Below are 17,136 nucleotides of genomic sequence, written 5' to 3' on the forward strand. Positions count from 1 at the left end.
GTGCGAACCTCAGGCGAGAACTTGTTCGTCGTCTTGCTCGTCATAGGCCCTTCCTCTCAGGAGTTGGGGCCTCCGACAAACCCGGCGCGGTTCACTTGAATGTGCTTGAAACAGCGTGGGTTCCTTTGGTCAGGAAGTCGAGAGTCGACCGCGAATCGGGCCACGGAAAGTACCAGAATGGTTCGGCGGGCGAGGTGTACCTCCGGACGCACCACGGCTTCGAGCACGCTGAGATGGCTCATTGTCAGCGGGTGTCCCTGCAGGAGGTGAGCGGCGGTTCCCTGGTGTTCCTGTGCGCGGAGAAGGGCCGCGATGGAGGCGTACGCCAGCACATTGATCATGCCATTGTGTGACGGACGCAAGACGCGGTGCCGAGATACCATTCCTTACCACCCGTTAACGCGATCGGCGGCAGAGGAGCTGTGATCAAAACGGCATCTCGGGGATCGTATGAAACAGCGTCAATTCGTTGCTATTGCTTGTGGAATGCTCGTTGCCTTGGCCGCAGCGCGTGCCGAGGCTCAGGTAAAGCAGGCTGCGATCGACGCGGATGGGCGTTCCAGACTTGCGGGTTGGCCTTTGACGAAGGGCGTGCCGTCCAGCTTCGATGTGGGCGGCGTCAAGCTGGGCATGACGCCATCGGAGGCGGTGGAGGTTGCCCGAGCGCGGGGCCTGAAGATCGAGGGGCATCGGACTGACAACCCTTCCTTCGAAGAACGGGTCGTCCAGCAGATGGATCTGCTCCGGGGGAAGACCGTGCCCATGGCCCCATCTTATACGCACACACGTGGCCTGTATTTTGCTGACAATAGCGGTAGCACATGGTCGATTGAATTCGAGCCTACGCCCGCTGGTCAGGAGGCAGTGCAGATAAAATATCGTAGCCCGCTCGCTGGTCGCACCTCGCAGCAGATCGTGAACGCGTTGGAAGCGAAGTTTGGGCCGGCCTCGAACAAGAGCAAGGTCGAGCCGGCTTTCTTCTCCTTCAGTTGGTGCAAAGACGCCCGTGGAATGGATTGCAGCCTATACGCGCCGGAAACGACGCTGACGGCCATGGCTGAGGCCAATCAGTTCGTATTGATCCTCAAACGGGGGGCGCCGGAGGTGCGTAAGCTCGACGGTCTCGCTCGCGCGACGGCCGAAAAGCGAATGGCAGCGTCACCGGCAGCGAACAGCTTTTGATCCCCTACGGGCATGGGCGGCCTATGCAGGAATGAGCTGAAACGATACCCGGTACCGATAGAACCGAACCGCTGGCACCATGGCGAGGGCACGACGGATACGCTGGTCATCGTCCAACGCGATTACCGCGCCCTCCACCGTTTGCCCCGCTTCGGCCAGTTCCTCCTGCACATAGCCCATGTAGCGGAGGATCTGGCCGACAACGGCATCGCTGGCGCGGCCCTTTTTCAGCTCTACCACCAGCAGCCGCTTGCGATCCTTGCTGATCGCCAGAATGTCGAGCGCGCCGGTGTCGGTCGGAAATTGCTGGCCGACAAGCTCGCCTTCGTCCGCGTAGATTTCCCAGTCGCGGCCAAGTTCGGTCTGTCCCCAGTTGGCGACCAGGAAATCTTCCAGGTGCTTTTCCATGCCAAAGGCAACGGCATCTTCCACCAGACCCTCGCTGGTCATGATGGGCTGGGGGGAGATGGCGGGCAGCCCGCCGATAAGGCTTTCGATTTCTTCCGCATGCACGTTGATGTTCGACACCGTGCCGATCGAGCCCGTGGAGTTGCGCAGCGGCTCGCTCATTGCCGCGCGGTCTATATAGATATCGTGCCAAATGACGGTGCGTCGGTGCGGCAATACCGCGCCTGTCGCGTACCAATATTCGCCTTCGATCGCGCCGACTCGGTACCGGCCGGTGCCGTCGGGTGACAGAAGGATGTCGCCTGGTCGCAGCATCTTCGAAACCGTCCAGATTGCGGCGCAGGCGAGGCCGGCCGCCACCTTGCTCTTTTCAGGGTGGAGCTGGAGATAGATCGGGGCGTAGGCCCGATTGAACGGGCGGACGGATTCCGGGAGTTTGCCCGACAGGTCCTCATGGATGCCGAAATCGGTGCCGATAAAGCCGCCTTCAAAGCACTCCCTGGCGTGCATGCTCTTCCGGCCGAGCATCACACGGTAATAGTTCTTCATTGCCCCACCCCAAAGCCTGGATGAAGCGTCCTAGGCGGATTTCACGAGAGCAGAAACCCGTCCGATGGCTTGATTTGTTGGGCTTCTCTGCAGATCGCTGCGAATGTAGTGACCCAGCAGCGCGTCGGCCCGCCCCCGCTCCTCATTCGTCGCTAGCCCGAGCAATCCAATGCGGGGAGAGTCGACATTCTGGGGGCAGCAGGCGCTCCCTTGTGACGCCTAGCGCCGATGGCACCCGGCAGCGCGCGCGCTGACAGGGCGGTCGCCGCGCCTGAGCGCCGAGCACGAAGTGGGCGAGGGGCCATCGAGGTGAGCAACCTTCGCGGGTTGGGCTCGGACGCGACGTTGACGCTCATCAATGGTCACCGCCTTCCTTACGACGCCGTCAACCAGGGCGTCGACATCTCCATTATCCCGCTGGCGGCGCTCGAACGCATCGAGGTCATCACCGACGGCGCCTCGGCGCTCTACGGCTCGGACGCGGTCGGCGGGGTCGCCAACCTGATCCTGCGCCGCGACTATGACGGACTCCTGACCAGCGCACGCGTCGGCGCATCGACCGCCCGAATCGTCTCTGCGAGGGTTCATTTGAGCGCATTTCGTCCGACGATGTTTTCCGTACATTTTCCGTACGGCCGTGGCGACGCTGCGCTAAGTCATTGAAAAGATGGCGCACCCGACAGGATTCGAACCTGTGGCCTCTGCCTTCGGAGGGCTGTGCCGGGCGAAACCTGCGCTGTTTCGCCTCGCTGGTGAGCAAGCATGGGCGCTACTCCGCACCCGCAAGTGCAGAAATAGGCCTCCGTTACCTATGTGTTACCTCGAGCCCGGAGAGGGGGCTGTTAGGTAACCTCCATGTTCCCAGCTTTTCCTGGCGCCCCGCCCTGGATAAACATAACGAATACACATCGCCGTTTGCACTCCTATAGAACCGCCGCCGCGCGCCTGTAGCCGCCCTATGGCGTAGTGCGACGCCGCTGATTATTCGAGAAGCATCGGGGGTAGGATCAACGGCCCACACTTTCGAGCCTCCCGATGGCAAGTTGCCTCTGCCGCCGCCGTAGATACCGCTTGGTCGGATTGCGTAGTGCAATTACCTCGGCAGATGAGGGGAACGCGATTGAATCCTTGGCCAGTGATACCCGCCGACGTTGTTGCCTGGTTCCGTGGCGTCTTCGCGGACGCAAACCGCCACGTATGTGAGCGCCTGGCCAATCTCCCCAATATCCGCGAGACATCGCTCGATGACGGATTGATTGAAGCGCTGATCCCCAACAGTGCGCCGACGCTCCTGCCTTCGGGCGCGATCATCCGCATGGATACTCACAACATCGGTGGTTTGCGGCGCCTAGGCGCTCCCCATTGGGATTGGGATTTTCCGCAACGCCGGCGTTGGGAAACGGCGGATATTGCGATCCTCGTCTTCGTCTATCGACAAGACAAGCTGGTGGCGAAGAAGATTGGCCTGCTCCAATCCAAACGTCTCTTTCCGACTAACCATGATGTCGAAGACGAAGATGAAATTGGTTTCCTTCATGGCATGAATGCGTTCATCCGCCGCGATGGGCAGCAAGCAGCCGCCGCACTCCACCGAACCTACAGCTTCGACGAAACCTGCACCTTCGCCGCAATTCAGGCTGGACACCGACAGGTCGAACTGATCGACACGCTCAATCGGGATTTCGGCAAGGCCGTCTTCTACCTGCTCTACGCACCGCCTGAGCTTCCCTACGCAGTTACCTACCCCCTGCGAAAACGAATCCGCGTTGGCGACATGCCGGTCGGAAATCGGGTGGTCGATGCCGACAACCTCCACCGCGCTCTTGTCGAACTCAATGACGGCCAATCTCCCACCTTCAGCCTGCTGAAATCCGCCTGCGTCGGGCGGGATTGGCCGCTCGAAACCTGGGCTGCCGATCTGCTGCTGACCTGTCAGGTTGGACAGCAGTTCGATGACAGCAATGACGATCGCGTCCGCTATTTCCTCGAACGCCGATCGGGGCCCATTGGGGCGGCTCTCGCTGCATCAATTACCCTGCCGGGCGAGGCCTGAGCCGTGCGAAGTGGCGATATCCCCTTCAAGTTCGATCTGACCGATCTCCTCGCCCGCGCTCGCCGCCAAGTCGCTGGCCGGATAGGTGACGTCACCTTGAACTTGCCTTTCATCAGCATTGCGGTCAGCCCTAAAGATCGCGAGCGCCGTGTGGCGCGCGAGATCGTCCTCCGTTTGCGCGATCGGCGCGTCCTATCTGCGTGGGAATGTTGCGACGATTGCATCGAGAGAGCTCTCACTTCGCTCAAGGAAATCCGCCAGTTGATCGTCGACAAAGAGGTGGAACTCGCCGAGTTGCAGGACGGACCGCTGTTCCTTCTGCTCGATGCGATGGCGACTGGTATTCGACAGTTTATGACTTACGAGGAGCTGTTGCGGCGCGACAAGGATGCGCCCCCGCATCCACGTTTCGGCGAGTTTCATCGACCGCCGGACGTGCGCCAAGCCTATTTCGACGGCCTCGAAATCTTACGCGGACACCTGAGCCGGTGTCTCGGGCAGATCGCGCTCATTGCCGGCATGCCCGTGCCGACCGAAGGCATCATTGAGAACTACCAGGGGCCGTGGCAGCTAGAAGCCTACGAGGCGCCGCCTCTGCTGCCACCACCCCCCGAATGACCTGCGCTACGGCTGCTCGGAAGCCCAGGCGCTTACAACGGTGGCGTCGCTTCCCGCACCTGCCGATCACAAGGTTGAGCCTAGAGAACCATTAGAGAACAAAATCTGCTGGCGAAGGCTTGTGGATCGGTTAGGCATGGGCGGATGGAGAGCATAACGAGCCCGAGCGAGCTATCGAGCGATGACTTTGTGCGGCGCTTCGCGCTGCGCCCCGGCCAATTAATGTGGCTCCTTGGCGCGGGTGCGTCGGTTTCAGCCGGCATCCCCAGCGCTTGGGATATGATCTGGCAATTCAAGCAAACGTTGTTCGTTGCCCAACGCAAGGCGTCGCCGCAGAGTGTCGCCGATCTCGGTAATCCTGCGATCCGCGCGCTGTTAGACTCGCACATTGCGAGTTCCGAGCGACTACCGTCGCCGGGTTCACCGGATGAATACGCGGCGCTCTTCGAAGCAACCTACCCGGTGGAGCGCGATCGCACGACTTTTATTCAAGGCATGATTAGCGGCGCGAAGCTGGCCTATGGCCATCTTGCCCTCGCCTCGCTTCTAAAAGCGGGCCACACTCAGCTCGTCTGGACGACCAATTTCGACCACTTGATCGAAGATGCCTGCGCGAGAACGTATGGCACAACGGGCACGTTGAGCGTCGTTGCACTCGACGCTCCGGAACTGGCGGGGCAATTGATCGGCGCGCAAAAATGGCCCATCGCAGTGAAGCTGCACGGCGATTTCCGCTCGCGTCGGCTTAAGAACACGACCGATGAGCTGCGCCAGCAGGATGCGGCGCTTCGTCAGCAGCTCGTGGATGCCTGCCGACGATCCGGCCTCGTAGTCGCCGGCTACAGCGGACGCGACGATTCAGTGATGGACGCGCTTGAAACGGCGCTCAATCAGCCGGGCGGTTATCCTGGCGGACTGTTCTGGCTGCATCGCGGTAGCGATCCACCGCTCGGGCGGGTCATCCGACTTCTCCAGCGCGCCAGCGACGCGGGCGTTGAGTGCGGGCTGGTGCGGATTGAGAGCTTCGATGAGATATTACGTGATCTCGTGCGGCTGCTGCCCGCGCTCGACACATCCGCTCTCAACGCGCTGGCAACAGGACGGTCGCGCGTGTCGGGCGCTCCCGAGCCCTCGGGCCAGCGGGGCTGGCCCCTCATTCGGCTCAACGGGCTTGCCGTCACCATCCCGGCCAATTGCCGCAAGCTGGTATGCACGATCGAGGGTGTCGCAGCGGCGCGTTCGGCGGTCGCCGAGGCGAACGCGCGCCTGATCGTGACGCGCACGCAAGCGGGCGTGCTCGGTTTCGGCAGCGATGCCGAGTTCCGTCGAGTGTTCGACCCGTTCGGAATCACTGCGTTCGATCTGGCCACCTTCGAGAAGCGGCGCCTGCGCTATGAGTCCGGCGAACGCGGCCTGCTACGCGATGCCTTGGTAGAGGCGCTGTGTGCCGCCAAGAATGTTCGTGCGATCCGCCGCCGCAGCGCTGATTTGCTCGTGCCAGTAGATCCCGCCGACAGCGCATGGGATGGGCTTCGCGCGATAACTCATCAGACGACTGGCACCGTGCCCAAACACCCGGACCTGAAATGGCACGAGGGGGTCGGGGTCCGGCTTGACTGGGCAGACGACGGTCTTTGGCTGCTGCTTGATCCAAAGATCGTGTTTGAGGGTGTCACGGACGCGACCAAAGCGATCACCGCCGACTTCGCGCGCGAACGGACGGTGAAGCGCTATAATCGTGATCTCGATCGGCTTATCGATTTTTGGGCAAAGCGCCTTGCCGGCGAAGCGCTTCTGGCGCTGTCGATTGGCGACGGGATCGATGCTCGCTTCGCAGTCGGGAAGAACACGGCCTTCTCCAAGCTGGTGCAGCCATGACGAGCGAGATCGCCCCGACCATATGGTATCCCGAACCCGAGCTGGTGTTCCATCCCGAGCGAACGAGCGAGCGGGACATTCATCCGCTGCGCGGGCTCAAGCGGTTCGGCCCCCATTCGCGCGGATTGGTGCAATCGCCGATCCGGGTAGCGACGCTGGCCCCGAAGGGCGAGTCCGAGCGACTGTTCGCATTCATGCGTGAGCTGAGCCAGAGCGTGCGCCCGGTCGAGCGAACCGACTATCTGCCGGATTGGCCGGGCTTCAATACCGTGTTCGACATGCGCGTGACGGCGGCAACCAAGAAATGCCGTGTCGAGCTGGACGGATCGTTTGAGAGCGAGATGGCACAATCGGCGATGCCGCACGTGTTGCTCGCCGAACAGCTCGTTCGTGCGATCCAGCCCCTTGAGGCGTTCCGCAGCGACTTCGATGTCTTGTTCATCTACCTACCGCAGCGGTGGGAGCGTGGCTTCTACGGCGCGGGGGACGATTTCGATCTCCACGATCATCTCAAAGCCTATACGGCCGCGCGCGGGATGCCGATCCAGATCGTGCGCGAAGACAAGGCGCTCGCTTATCGCTGCCGTGCGAGCGTGATGTGGCGAGTCGGGCTGGCGCTGTATGCCAAGGCCGGCGGCGTTCCCTGGAAGCTAGCCGACGTGGACCCAGAAACAGCCTATGTCGGCATTTCCTATGCGGTGCGGTCGAACGGTGCCGACAAACCGCGATTTGTGACTTGTTGCAGCCAGGTGTTCGACGCGGAGGGCGCCGGCTTGGAGTTTATCGCCTACGATACCGCCGACGTGCAGGTGCAACGCGATAATCCCTTTTTATCGCAGGCTGAGATGTTCCGTGTCATCACGCGGTCGATGACGCTGTATCGTCACCGGCATGGCGGACGCTCGCCGCGCCGGGTCATGGTCCACAAATCGACCGAGTTCAAAGACGCAGAAGTGCTCGGCTGCTTCGAGGCACTACCGCTGTGCGAGGCGGTCGATTTGATTCAGGTGGTCGAGGATGTGGGCTGGCGCGGCGCGCGTTGGGAACGCGACCAAGCCAATTCGGGAGGTAAGGCGGCGGCGTTTCCAATTAAGCGTGGCTCACTGATCGGGCTTGGCGAGCGCGAGGCACTACTGTGGATGCACGGTGCCGTGGAGACTTTGGGACCGAAAACCTATTTTCAGGGTCAGCGCGGCACGCCGCGTCCGATCCGACTTGTCCGCCATGCCGGGCACGGCACGTGGGACGACAGCGCCCGCGCGGCGCTCGCCTTGTCGAAGATGAACTGGAACAATGACGGGCTGTATGATCCGCTACCCGTAACGATGAGTTATGCGAAGGTGCTGGCGCGCGTCCTCAAGCGCATGACGAATCTAGGCAGCACACCCTACCAATTCCGATTCTTCATGTAGTGAAAGTTCGTTGCACCCACAGGATTCGAACTTTTTGCCGTCGATGGCCGCCGTGCCTACGATCGTGTTAACACTGAGTTTTCGCTGATCGTAGCCTGTGCGGCTGACGCGCACAAACGGCGGCCGGCGGCGGAATTTGGTGCCCCGTGCAGGATAAACATAACGAATACATCCCGTTGTTCCTACTACCGTAGCGCCGCCAAACACCGAAACGAGCCAGCGATCGTCGCCGTCGAACGTCGCTTGCGCTTCGCCCGCAATCCGCACCCTTCCTGAACCGTTGCAGGATGGAGATATACGTGTTTCATTTCAACATCGGAAATGATACATATGCGTTATGGACGCTTCGCAAGACTCCGAGCATTGGCTAGCATTGCTGCACCAAATCCCTGCGAAGCCGCCCTATCTGCGTGTGAAAATCTGGCGCCGCTTGCAGGCGATTGGCGCAGTGCCGCTCAAGAACGCTGTTCATGTGCTCCCCCGTCGCGAGGAGAACGAAACCGCATTTCGCGACCTGCTGGCAGAGATCACGACCAGCGGCGGCGAGGCGGTGCTGATCGACGCGCAGATGATCGAAGGCCAGAGCGACGTTGAGCTCCGCCAGCTTTTCGACGCTGCGCGGGATGCCGATTATGACGAGCTGGCCCAAGCCGCACGGCAGTTGCTCGACACTGGGCCGGCGTCGGGGACCGAGATCTCAAAACTCCAGCGACGGCTTTCTGAGATTGTCCGGCTCGACTTCTTTGGCGCGCACGGTCGTCAAGGTGCCGAGGCGGCGCTGCGGGATTTGGACGAGAAGCGTTACGCCCATCCCGACGTCGGCCGCACAGGCGAAGCGGCTGCGGTGTCGCCCGCTGACCTCAAGCATCGCGTCTGGGTGACGCGGCGCGGCGTCCACGTCGATCGCATCGCCTGCGCTTGGCTGATCCGACGATTCATCGACCCCCACGCGAGCTTCAAGTTCGTCGATGGCAGGAGCTACACGTCCGATGCCGGCGAGCTGCGCTTCGATATGACCGATGCCGAGTTCACCCATGAGGGCGATCGGTGCAGCTTCGAGACCCTGCTGCTACGCGCCGAGCTGGACGGCGATCCGGGATTAGCCGCGATCGGGGAGATCATCCACGACCTCGACATCGGCGACGACAAGTTTGAGCGGCCGGAAACGCCGGGACTCAGCGCGATGCTGTCAGGCGTGTGCGCGACGTTCGATGACGATCTCCAGCGCATCGCCGGTGCCGGCGACGCGCTCGATGGCTTCTACGCCTACTTCACCCGGCAAAACCCGTGAAGTCGGGAGTCAGCGCAAGGCACTCGGCCCTCGGCCGAGAGATGACTGTTATAGCTTGAGGAACGTGGTGAATGCAGACAAATGTACCGAGCGAGGCTGTAGGTTCTGCGGAAGGTCAAGGCATTTTGCCGCAGCTTTCGTATGCACAGATCTTCGCCAAGTTCTTGCGGTTCGGTTTCCTGGCATGGGGTGGCCCGATCGCCCAAATCGCCATGATCCGCCGCGAGTTGGTCGACGAGGAACACTGGGTCTCAAGTGCCAGGTTCAACCGCATCCTAGCCGTGTATCAGGTGCTCCCCGGTCCGGAGGCTCACGAGCTATGCGTCTTCTTCGGCACGCTTCCTAAAGGAAAGCTCGGCGGTCTTCTTGCAGGCCTGGGATTCATGATGCCGGGCTTTGTCCTAATGTTCGCGCTGTCCTGGCTGTATCTCTCCACCGGGATCATGCAGACTGCCGCCGCAACCGCGGCATTTCTCGGAGTGCAACCGGCCGTCATCGCCCTGATCGTGCGCGCCGTGCACCGGATTGGCGGTCACATCCTGCTCGACCGCTGGCTTTGGGGTATCGCGGGCGTCGCCGGCCTAGCGGCCCTCGTCGGCACGCCGTTCTGGCTCACCCTGCCGATCGCGGGCCTCGTCTATATGTTCGCGACGCGCCGTCAGCGGGTGACGGCCGGCCTGCTCATGGCCGTGCTCGTCGGGCTCGGGCTCTACTTCGCCTGGGTCACTTTCGCCGGTCCGGTTGGTGGAGATGCGGTCTCGGCGCAACCCGTCGCAAACCAAGAACCGTCGCTGCTGGATCTTTTCATCTCGGGCCTCAAGGCCGGGCTCCTCACCTTTGGCGGGGCCTACACAGTCATCCCGTTCCTGCGTGCCGATGCGGTTGGCAATGGATGGATGACGGATGCGCAGTTCCTCGACGGGCTCGCCCTATCGGGGATTCTGCCGGCACCCCTGATCATCTTCTCGACGTTCATCGGATATTTCGGCGGCGGCCCACTCGGAGCGATCGTGATGACGATCGGCATCTTCCTGCCGGCATTCAGCTTTTCTCTGTTCTTTCATGACCAGCTTGAACGGCTGGTGGACAACGAAAAGATCAAGACCTTCCTAGAGGGAATATCAGCAGCGGTCGTCGGGCTGATCGCCGCCACGACGCTGGAACTAGGGCAAAAGACTCTCGTGAACGTGCCCGGCGTGGTGATCCCGCTCGCGATCTTCGCCGTCGCCCTCGCGCTCCTTTACGTGTTCAAGGCCAAAACGACGATCCTGTGGGTTGTTCTCGCCGCGGCGGGGGCGGGCCTCGTCCTGTTCGGATGATCGCGACGCACCGTCACTCTTACGCAGCCTAATCAATCATATTGGAAAGGACCGAATGTGACGATCGACAATCTCTCCCGACGCAGTGCAATCGCAACCCTAGGCATAGGAGCCGCCGCCATGACGATCAACGAAGCCTCCGCCCGGACGCCGGTCGCCACGCCGTCGACCGTCCCCGCCTTTGCCGGCAACCATCAAATCAAGCCGCTCAAGTTCGATCCGGCCAGGCTTGAGGGCTTGTCCGAGCGATTGATCACGTCGCACCACGAGAACAACTATGCCGGCTCGGTCAAGACGCTGAACGCATTGCGGCCACGGCTGGCCGCCGCGCTCGCCGATACCGAAGCGCCGCCTGCCATCTACGGCGGCCTCAAACGCGAGGAACTGCACCGTACCGGCTCGGTGGTGCTGCATGAAATCTACTTCGACGGGTTGGGCGGCGACGGCCGGGCGGCCGGTTCGGTCCGCGACGCCATTGACGCCGCCTTCGGCTCGTTCGCGACATGGGAGGCGGAATTCCGCCGCACCGGCATGAGCCTTGCGGGCGGCTCTGGCTGGACAATCCTCGCTTACAACGTCCACACGCGCTCGCTCAACAATCATTGGGCTTGGGATCACATGCACGGCGCTGCGGCCGGCATACCGCTGCTCGCGCTCGATATGTATGAACACAGCTTTCACATGGATTACGGCACCCAAGCCGCCAGGTATATCGACGCGTGGTTCAAGAACCTCGACTGGGAAGCGACCGACCGCCGTTATGCGCAGGCGATCGCCACCGCCAGCGCCTGAGTTGGAGAGCGGCGATGAACGGGAGGCGAGTGAAGTCGGCCTTGACCACTTGCCCCAAGATCGGCCTGTTGTGGCGAACCGACCTCCCCACCAGCCCTCTGGACGTGCAAAGCGCGCGCCAGTGGCCGATCATGGCAGCGCTGCGTGAGTTGGGCGGTGAGGTCGAGGCGATTGGATATGCCGACGAGACGGCTGGTACAACGCGCGACCGTCTGCTGACGTGCGATGGCGTGATGGTCTGGGCCGACCCGATCAGCGACGCCGGTGACCGCTCAAGGCTCGATCCGATTTTGCGCGAGGCCGCGGCGGCGGGCGTCTCGATCAGCGCGCATCCCGATATCATCGCGAAAATGGGCGTGAAAAGCGTGCTTCACGCCACGCGGGCGCTGGGTTGGGGCACCGACACACACCGCTACGCCGATCTGGAGGAACTGCGCGCGCTGCTTCTTGAACGCCTGGCTTCCGGGCCGCGTGTGCTCAAGGAAAATCGGAGCAATGGCGGCCGGGGCGTGTGGCGGGTCGAAGTTGCTGACCGGGGGGGTGGCGCCCAACCGATCGTTTCGGTCCTTCACGCCGCGCGGGACAGCGTTCCGTTCAAGATCCCCCTCGATGCCCTGATCGCTCGGTTCGCACCCTATTTTGAGCGCGGCGAATGCCTCATCGACCAACCGTTCCAACCGCGGCTCGGGGACGGCATGATCCGCTGCTATGTGAGCGAGGGCACGGTCGTCGGTTTCGGCCACCAACTGATCCGCGCGCTATTGCCGCTACCCGCGGAAGGGGTCGATTCTCCGAAGGCGCAGCCGGGGCCGCGGGTCATGCAGCCTGCCGACGCCGGCGCTTTCCAGTCGCTCAGAGACGATATGGAACAGTCGTGGATTCCCGGGTTGCAGCACATCCTCGCCATCGAGCATGACGAGCTGCCGCTCCTGTGGGACGCGGACTTCCTCTACGGGCCGAAAGACGATCGCGGCTCGGACAGCTATGTCTTGTGCGAGATCAACGTCAGTTCGGTCGCGCCGTTTCCGCCCAGCGCCGTGCGACAGGTGGCGGATGCCGCATACCGTCGCGCGGTCGCGGCGCACGAACGCCGTGTCGCCGGCCGAGGAACCACGGCTTCGCCGGCATAAACGTTCGCACGTTCCGGGATACGTTAGTCGGTCGCTGGACCAGCGAAGCGCCTTTCGTCACGCTCAGTCAACTTGATCCAGTATTCGAGCCGCCGTCACCGCCGGTGCCCGCGGCAATCTGATTTCGACCGCCAGCCCTGGCTGGAGCCGCGCAAAGGCCAGCGCTCCACGGTGCAGTCGGGCAACGGCGTCGGCGATGGCGAGGCCAAGGCCGTTGCCGGATGCACGCCGCGCTCGGTCCAAGCGCCCGAACGGGCGCAGCATCTCGGAGACCTCGCAATCGGATACGCCGGGACCGTCGTCGGCGACCGCCATCGTCAACGTGTCGGCCTGCTCGGTGACCGAAACATCGATACGAGCGTGCTCACCGGAGTATTTGAGCGCGTTCTCAATCAGGTTGGCGAGCGCACGCGCCAGCAGGTCGGCGTCACCGGCGACCAGCGCTTCTCGCGCTAAGCTCACAGAGATGTTGCGGCCGGAAGCCTCGATCTCTGCACGATAGGCATCCACCACCCGGTCAACGATCTCTGCCAGGTCGATAGGCTGAAATCGCGCGCGCGCGTTACCGGCATCAATCTCCGCTAGATCCAGCACCGCACTGAACAGCCGAAGCGCCTCGTCCAGCCCGGCCAACGCCTCACCCAGCGCCGCAGACCTGAGCTCTTCATCGTGCTGTGCCAACGCCAATTCAACAGAGTGCCTCACCCGCGTGAGCGGGGTGCGCAGGTCGTGGGCGACCTCCGCCGACACGCGACGGATCGTGGCTACCAGCGTGTCAATCCGATCGAGCATACGGTCGATGGCCAACGCGAGTTGATCAAGATCGGTGCGCGCATCGACCGGAGCGCCGGTCCGCGCCGAGAGATCGCCACGCTCGACTGCTCGGACGGTAACGTTGATCCGCTTCATCTGGCGCAGCGTCTGCCGCGTGGCGAAGAGGCCTGCGATGATGCCGAACACCAACGCGATTCCGCCAGCGGTCAGAATGGCCCCGAAAACAGCGTCGCGGATTGCTTCGCTTCGCTCCATATCCTCTCCAACGATGAGAAGGGATCCATCGGGAAGGCGTCGCGTCATCGCCAGCAGATGGACGCCCTCGACGCCGGGTTGCGGCGGAGGCTGGTCGATAAAGTGCCAACCGACCTTTCGCGGTACAATTTGGATGTCGCCGATCAGCGTGCGTCCATCTGGCCCAACTAAATAATACTCGGGCGACCCCGGCCGCTCGGCCTTCGCTCGAATTATTTCCAGTGCGCGATCAAGGCCTCCCCGTTGCGCTTCGAGGGCGATCACGTGCGACTCCAGCTCGATGCGATTTCGAGCCTCGCGCTCAACCACCCCGCGCGTTGCGATCCAGCCGCCGAGCGCGCCGGCGACCATGCTGATGACGAGCAGCAGCGCGTTGAGCGCAACAAGACGGGACACCGTCGAGCGCAACAGCCGGCTAATCACTCCAAGCGGCATAGCCTTCCCCACGCACGGTATGGATCAGGGGGGGATCGTCACCGCGATCGATCTTTGCCCGCAGCCGACTGATGTGGCTTTCGACGAGGTTCCTGCCAGGATCGAAACGGAACTTCCACACGGTCTCCAGCAGCATCAACCGCGTAAGCACGGCCGGCGAGTTCAGCATCAGTAGTTCGAGAAGCTGGAACTCGCGTGGGATTAGTTCGATGGGCGTGTTGCCTCTCCGCACCGTCCGAGCGAGACGGTCGAGTGTCAGATCGCCCAGCGAGAGGATGCTGGGCGGGCCGGCCGCCCGGCGCTGCAGCGCTTCAACGCGCGCGACCAGTTCGGCGATCGCGAACGGTTTGACAAGATAGTCGTCGGCTCCACCTTCAAGACCTTCGACTCGTTGGCCCACGGAGCCTAGCGCCGTGAGCATCAGCACGGGTGCTACGACTTGGCGACGGCGCAGCTCGGTGACAACCGATAGCCCATCCATCTCTGGCAGCATTCGGTCAACGATCAGCAACGCGTGAGCACCGCTCACGGCGCGATCAAGTCCGCTTTTTCCGTCGTCCTCCCAATCGACGGCGTGACCGCGAGCACGCAGCGCTTCAACAACGGCGCTCCCCGTGTCCTCGTCGTCCTCGATCAGTAGTAGGCGCATAATGCCCGAGGCATCTCCTCTGTTGTTTGCGCCGACCATAGCCGCGTGCGAGCAGTGCCGACAGTGCGCCAATGTCGTTTGCCGACGGCTGCGTTCGCACAAGAGTTCGATCGCCTTCTAGTGCAGAATGCCGCCAGCGGACCTTGTGAATCTACAAGGTGCCTTGCGGTCGGCGCCGATGCATGAGTGTCGCAGCTTTGGCGTGCCCGAGGAGGCATCGACCATGATCTCATTATGCATCAGGAGTTGAAGCAAAACTATGCGGACGGTGCTGTTATCGGGGTTGGCCACGCTGCTACTAGCCGCACCTGCTTGGGCGGCACCGGACTGGGCGAAGGTTGACGCCGCGCTGGGACGCCCCGGCGTCGAGCAGCCGGACGGAGTTCGTCGCTACGGATTTCCTCGCTCCGACCTGCGCGTTGTTCTGGATGGCGTATCGATAGAGCCTTCGCTGGCGCTCGGCTCCTGGGCCGCGTTTCAGCCTATGGGGGACGAAGTGATGGTAATGGGCGATCTTGTGCTCACGCACGAGGAAGTGAACCCTGTGATGACGCGCCTTTTGCAAGGTGGATACACCATCACCGCGCTCCACAATCACCTGCTGCGGTCCGCGCCCGGCACCATGTACATGCACATAGCTGCGCATGGCGATCCGGTAAGGCTGGCGGCGGCGCTGCGCCAAGCCATTTCCGCAAGCCGCACACCGATCTCTCCACCGTCTCTTGGAGCGGGAGCACCGTCTCGCCTCAATCTAAACTCCGATGCTCTGGACGAGCTGATGGGAGCCGAAGGCAGGGTCAATGGTGGCGTTCTGCAATACAGTATTCCCCGTGCGGAGCGGCTCATGGATGGCGGCATGGTGACGCCTCAATCAATGGGAACTGCGACCGCAATCAATTTTCAGCCCACCGGCGGCGGCAAGGCGGCGATCACGGGCGATTTCGTCCTCATCGCGAGCGAAGTAGACCGCGTCCTTCGAGCGCTTCGAGCGAACGACATCGAAGTCACAGCGCTTCACAACCATATGTTGAACGACGAGCCGCGCCTGTTCTTCCTGCACTTCTGGGCCAATGACGACGCGGCAAAGCTGGCGCGCGGTCTCCGCTCGGCACTCGACACAATGAACAATCGAAAAAACTAAGAATCGGACGACGGCCAGTCGGGCCGCGACCGCCGCCCGTTCATCCCCCGGCCCCGAAGGAAGTGGAACGGAACATGGCTAGCAAACGAACTCTCGTCATCGGAGCCAGCGCTGCTGTGTTGACGGTGGCAGGCGTGGCGCTCGCGGCGCAGCAGAACCATGAGGCGAACGAGAACCGCATTATCGGCGAGCATAGCGAGAAGGAAGTCGCACTCGACCAGGTGCCGGTGGCCGCGATGAACGCCGCGCGCACACGACTCGCGTCTGTCCGCGAAGCCGAGCTGGTAACCAGAAAGGCGGACGGCAGCACGCTCTACGAGATCGAAGGCAAGGATCAGGCTGGCAAGAACGTGGAGCTGTTCGTTACGCCGACAGGCCAAATCCTCGGGAATGAAAACGACAGCGATGAGGATGGCGACTGAACTCTCAGTCGTCTGAATGGGCCTGAATGGGGGTAAGGCCCATTCTTTGAAAACACCATCCGAGGATCAAATATGTTTAGGACTGTCGGTTATTGCATCGGAGCGTGTGTATCATCCGTCGTGCTCGCTGCTTCGAGTTATGCGCAAGAACAACCGATTCACACAAACGGCTCTGAACTCGTTGCAAGCTGTCGCGCCAACAACCCAGCGTGCGGCGCATACCTTCAAGGCGTGCTGGACATGATGATAGTGGCGCGGGGTAGCGAGTGTGGGGCGCCGCGTTACGATCGGAATAGATTGCGTTCAGCCTATCTGCGCTGGGCAGAAGACAACAGCTACTTCATGGACGTTCACATGGTTGCTGGCGCCGAACAAGCATTGGCTGAAGCTTGGCCTTGCGCGCCGCGACGATAGGAAGAAGTTGCATCATCCCAATCGCTCCACAGCGGCGCTCAGATAGGAATTGTTTCTGGCAGGTAGCTGGTATCACCGAACGGAGTAAGGAGTTCTGCTTGCCATTTGAAATCCGCCAGCTTTGTTATGCTATCGCCGCGGCGGACCATGGTAGTTTTTACAGAGCCGCCCGGGCACTTGATATTGAACAATCGACCCTCAGTCGCTCCATCTCGAAGTTGGAGCGCTCGATCGGAATGTCTATCTTCGAGCGGTCGCGGGCTGGGGTCAAAACGACGCTGGCCGGAGCCGCGTTCATTCGTGGCGCGCGACCAATGGTTGGTCTGCCTTGGAAAAACTGGTCCAATTCTGAAGAGAGCCCTGCGGGGCGTGAGAATTGGAGATTGGTATGGGACGTCAGCGGTTTACGCCGGA

General features: G+C 62.0%; 17 protein-coding genes and 1 pseudogene. 15 read left to right on the top strand and 3 right to left on the bottom strand.

Annotated features, from left to right (window positions below; all coding sequences use genetic code 11):
- Both GGR89_RS22130 and GGR89_RS21610 read left to right on the top strand, forming a co-directional pair.
- Positions 1 to 353 (top strand): hypothetical protein (locus GGR89_RS22130; protein ID WP_209092454.1); only part of this gene is annotated, 353 nt, incomplete at its 5' end.
- Positions 354 to 486: 133 nt separating this feature from the next.
- Entirely contained in the window at positions 487 to 1,182 is a 696-nt protein-coding gene (locus GGR89_RS21610) for a hypothetical protein (protein ID WP_125974154.1), read from the top strand.
- 21 nt (positions 1,183 to 1,203) lie between these two features.
- Here GGR89_RS21610 and GGR89_RS21615 read toward each other — a convergent pair whose 3' ends face one another.
- On the bottom strand, positions 1,204 to 2,139 hold the full coding sequence (locus GGR89_RS21615; protein ID WP_125974156.1) for an endonuclease NucS domain-containing protein: 936 nt from the start codon (positions 2,137 to 2,139) through the stop codon (positions 1,204 to 1,206).
- A 315-nt stretch (positions 2,140 to 2,454) separates the two neighbouring features.
- Between GGR89_RS21615 and GGR89_RS21620 the strand changes: the two are divergent.
- The 9 genes and pseudogenes from GGR89_RS21620 to GGR89_RS21660 form a co-directional block, all read left to right on the top strand.
- Positions 2,455 to 2,700 (top strand): annotated as a pseudogene (locus GGR89_RS21620) (TonB-dependent receptor plug domain-containing protein); the annotation flags it as partial.
- Between the two features lie 574 nt (positions 2,701 to 3,274).
- Positions 3,275 to 4,192, top strand: a complete 918-nt coding sequence (locus tag GGR89_RS21625) for a hypothetical protein (RefSeq protein WP_088712622.1) — start codon at positions 3,275 to 3,277, stop codon at positions 4,190 to 4,192.
- Positions 4,193 to 4,195: 3 nt separating this feature from the next.
- Positions 4,196 to 4,810 carry a hypothetical protein gene (locus GGR89_RS21630; RefSeq protein WP_054725869.1) on the top strand — a complete coding sequence of 205 codons (615 nt, stop codon included), beginning with the start codon at positions 4,196 to 4,198 and terminating at the stop codon, positions 4,808 to 4,810.
- Positions 4,811 to 4,954: 144 nt separating this feature from the next.
- A complete protein-coding gene (locus GGR89_RS21635; protein ID WP_054725867.1) occupies positions 4,955 to 6,688 on the top strand; it encodes an SIR2 family protein in 1,734 nt (577 codons plus the stop codon).
- Positions 6,685 to 8,100: an argonaute/piwi family protein gene (locus GGR89_RS21640; RefSeq protein WP_088712621.1), complete on the top strand. Its 1,416-nt coding sequence runs from the start codon at positions 6,685 to 6,687 to the stop codon at positions 8,098 to 8,100. The genes GGR89_RS21635 and GGR89_RS21640 overlap by 4 nt, the downstream gene beginning before the upstream one ends.
- 337 nt (positions 8,101 to 8,437) lie before the next feature.
- Positions 8,438 to 9,391, top strand: coding sequence for a chromate resistance protein ChrB domain-containing protein (locus GGR89_RS21645; protein WP_054725861.1), 954 nt, complete (start codon positions 8,438 to 8,440; stop codon positions 9,389 to 9,391).
- Positions 9,392 to 9,462: 71 nt separating this feature from the next.
- Positions 9,463 to 10,710 carry a chromate efflux transporter gene (gene chrA / locus GGR89_RS21650; protein ID WP_082395458.1) on the top strand — a complete coding sequence of 416 codons (1,248 nt, stop codon included), beginning with the start codon at positions 9,463 to 9,465 and terminating at the stop codon, positions 10,708 to 10,710.
- A gap of 120 nt (positions 10,711 to 10,830) precedes the next feature.
- Positions 10,831 to 11,502 (top strand): superoxide dismutase, encoded by a 672-nt coding sequence (locus tag GGR89_RS21655; RefSeq protein ID WP_153876138.1) that lies wholly within the window; start codon positions 10,831 to 10,833, stop codon positions 11,500 to 11,502.
- Positions 11,503 to 11,531: 29 nt separating this feature from the next.
- Entirely contained in the window at positions 11,532 to 12,632 is a 1,101-nt protein-coding gene (locus GGR89_RS21660; RefSeq protein WP_125974159.1) for a Cj0069 family protein, read from the top strand.
- A gap of 63 nt (positions 12,633 to 12,695) precedes the next feature.
- Here GGR89_RS21660 and GGR89_RS21665 read toward each other — a convergent pair whose 3' ends face one another.
- Both GGR89_RS21665 and GGR89_RS21670 read right to left on the bottom strand, forming a co-directional pair.
- Positions 12,696 to 14,096 (bottom strand): sensor histidine kinase, encoded by a 1,401-nt coding sequence (locus GGR89_RS21665; RefSeq protein WP_054725851.1) that lies wholly within the window; start codon positions 14,094 to 14,096, stop codon positions 12,696 to 12,698.
- Positions 14,077 to 14,745 (bottom strand): response regulator transcription factor, encoded by a 669-nt coding sequence (locus GGR89_RS21670; protein WP_054733083.1) that lies wholly within the window; start codon positions 14,743 to 14,745, stop codon positions 14,077 to 14,079. The genes GGR89_RS21665 and GGR89_RS21670 overlap by 20 nt, the downstream gene beginning before the upstream one ends.
- Positions 14,746 to 15,004: 259 nt before the next feature.
- On the opposite strand from GGR89_RS21670, the gene GGR89_RS21675 reads away from it, so the two are divergent.
- The 4 genes from GGR89_RS21675 to GGR89_RS21685 form a co-directional block, all read left to right on the top strand.
- Positions 15,005 to 15,886, top strand: coding sequence for a DUF1259 domain-containing protein (locus tag GGR89_RS21675; RefSeq protein ID WP_054725847.1), 882 nt, complete (start codon positions 15,005 to 15,007; stop codon positions 15,884 to 15,886).
- A gap of 74 nt (positions 15,887 to 15,960) precedes the next feature.
- Positions 15,961 to 16,308, top strand: coding sequence for a hypothetical protein (locus tag GGR89_RS21680; protein WP_054725844.1), 348 nt, complete (start codon positions 15,961 to 15,963; stop codon positions 16,306 to 16,308).
- A gap of 72 nt (positions 16,309 to 16,380) precedes the next feature.
- Entirely contained in the window at positions 16,381 to 16,722 is a 342-nt protein-coding gene (locus GGR89_RS22940) for a Rap1a/Tai family immunity protein (RefSeq protein ID WP_224199557.1), read from the top strand.
- Positions 16,723 to 16,820: 98 nt separating this feature from the next.
- Positions 16,821 to 17,136, top strand: a 316-nt coding sequence (locus tag GGR89_RS21685) for a helix-turn-helix domain-containing protein (RefSeq protein WP_167713185.1), incomplete at its 3' end; no start/stop codon positions are given.

Origin of the sequence: Sphingomonas trueperi (assembly GCF_011927635.1) — a bacterium.
GTDB classification, from domain to species: Bacteria; Pseudomonadota; Alphaproteobacteria; order Sphingomonadales; family Sphingomonadaceae; genus Sphingomonas; species Sphingomonas trueperi.

Bases quoted from the DNA above. Each gene is read 5' to 3' on its own strand.
- GGR89_RS21610 (WP_125974154.1), top strand. From the start codon at position 487: ATGCTCGTTGCCTTGGCCGCAGCGCGTGCCGAGGCTCAGGTAAAGCAG.
- GGR89_RS21615 (WP_125974156.1), bottom strand. From the start codon at position 2,139: ATGAAGAACTATTACCGTGTGATGCTCGGCCGGAAGAGCATGCACGCC.
- GGR89_RS21635 (WP_054725867.1), top strand. From the start codon at position 4,955: ATGGAGAGCATAACGAGCCCGAGCGAGCTATCGAGCGATGACTTTGTG.
- GGR89_RS21640 (WP_088712621.1), top strand. From the start codon at position 6,685: ATGACGAGCGAGATCGCCCCGACCATATGGTATCCCGAACCCGAGCTG.
- GGR89_RS21645 (WP_054725861.1), top strand. From the start codon at position 8,438: ATGGACGCTTCGCAAGACTCCGAGCATTGGCTAGCATTGCTGCACCAA.
- chrA (WP_082395458.1), top strand. From the start codon at position 9,463: ATGCAGACAAATGTACCGAGCGAGGCTGTAGGTTCTGCGGAAGGTCAA.
- GGR89_RS21655 (WP_153876138.1), top strand. From the start codon at position 10,831: ATGACGATCAACGAAGCCTCCGCCCGGACGCCGGTCGCCACGCCGTCG.
- GGR89_RS21665 (WP_054725851.1), bottom strand. From the start codon at position 14,096: ATGCCGCTTGGAGTGATTAGCCGGCTGTTGCGCTCGACGGTGTCCCGT.
- GGR89_RS21670 (WP_054733083.1), bottom strand. From the start codon at position 14,745: ATGCGCCTACTACTGATCGAGGACGACGAGGACACGGGGAGCGCCGTT.
- GGR89_RS21675 (WP_054725847.1), top strand. From the start codon at position 15,005: ATGCGGACGGTGCTGTTATCGGGGTTGGCCACGCTGCTACTAGCCGCA.
- GGR89_RS21680 (WP_054725844.1), top strand. From the start codon at position 15,961: ATGGCTAGCAAACGAACTCTCGTCATCGGAGCCAGCGCTGCTGTGTTG.
- GGR89_RS22940 (WP_224199557.1), top strand. From the start codon at position 16,381: ATGTTTAGGACTGTCGGTTATTGCATCGGAGCGTGTGTATCATCCGTC.